Annotated in this window: 1 protein-coding gene; it reads right to left on the reverse strand. The window is 73.2% G+C overall.

Annotated elements, in window-relative coordinates; all coding sequences use genetic code 11:
* A partial coding sequence (locus K7854_RS37155) for a SpnB-like Rossmann fold domain-containing protein (protein ID WP_226030971.1) occupies positions 1-1,398 on the reverse strand: 1,398 nt, incomplete at both ends.

Raw genomic sequence — 1,398 nt, forward strand, 5'->3', positions numbered from 1 at the left:
CCACCCAACGCACCCGTCCCACCCGTCACCAACACCGTGCCGGAGTCGGAGAACGCGGGCTGCTCGCCAACGGACTGGTCGGTGTCGGCGCGGACGAGCCGGGCGGCGTGCAGGACGTCACCGCGGACGGCGACCTGCGGCTCGCCCGCCCCGAGGATGCGCGCGACGTCCAGGGGCCCGTCTACGTCGGCAAGCACGATCCTCCCCGGCTGTTCCTGCTGCGCCGAGCGCACCAGTCCCCACACCGCCGATCCGGCCAGATCGGTGGGGGCCTCGTCCGCCACGCCGACGGCTCCGCGGGTGACGACGAGCAGGCGCGGAGCATCGCTCTGCAGCGCGCCGAGCACGGTGCGCAGCGCTTCCTTGGCATCGCCTGCGGGACTCTCGACGACGGTGACTTCGTCGTCGCCCAGGTCTCCGGTGGGAACGGGGATCGTGGGCCACGCGATGCGGTATAGACCGTCGCCCGGCCGGGGGCGTACCGGCTGGGTGGCCCGGCCGACCACCGAGGCGACCTCCACCACGAGTCGTCCGTCTTCGTCCGTCGCGGTGAGCGCCAAGCCGCCCTGGGCCCGGGAGACGTGGACGCGCAGGCGGTTGGCGTCGGCGGCGTGCAGCCGGACCTCGTTCCAGAGGAAGGGCAGCACCGTCTCGTCGCCTTGGTCGTCCAGGAGGGCGATGTGGAAGGCGGCGTCGAGCAGGGCCGGGTGGATCGTGTAGCCGCGTGTGTCCACCGTGGCGGGCAGGTCGACCTCCGCGAAGAGGTCGGTCCCGCGCCGCCAGGCGGCGGTGAGTCCCTGGAAGGCCGGACCGTAGTGGTAGCCGTGCAGCTCCAGCACGTCGTAGGCGGCGGTCACGTCCACGGGCTCGGCGTCGGCGGGCGGCCAAGGTGCCGACGGGGCGGACGAGTCGGGTTCCGCAGAAGCGACCGGCGCCACGACACCTCGAACGTGCAGGGTCCATGGGGCGAGTTCGTCGGTTCGCGCGTGGATGGCCAGGGCATGCCGGCCGTCGTCGTCCGGGGCGTGCACGGTGACCTGGACGCCGACGGGGGTATCGCCGTCGAGGACGAGCGGGGCCTGAAGCGTCAGTTCCTCGACCAGGCCGCACCCGACCTGGTCGGCGGCGTGGACGGCCAGGTCGACGAAGCCACTGCCCGGGAACAGCACGGCTCCGGTAATCTCGTGGTCCGCGAGCCATCCGGCAGCGGACGGGGAGACGACCCCGGTCAGCACCGTCGCCGTCGACTCGGCCAGGGGCAGCGCCGGGCCCAGGAAGGGGTGCCCCGCCGCCGAGGCACCGGAGTCCAGCCAGTAACTCTGCTCCTGGAAGGCGTAGGTGGGCAGGTCCACCCGCCGCGCCCCGGTACCCGCGTAGAACGCCGCCCAGTCCACAGCG

The organism is Streptomyces hyderabadensis (assembly GCF_020404845.1).
Classification (GTDB): domain Bacteria; phylum Actinomycetota; class Actinomycetes; order Streptomycetales; family Streptomycetaceae; genus Streptomyces; species Streptomyces hyderabadensis.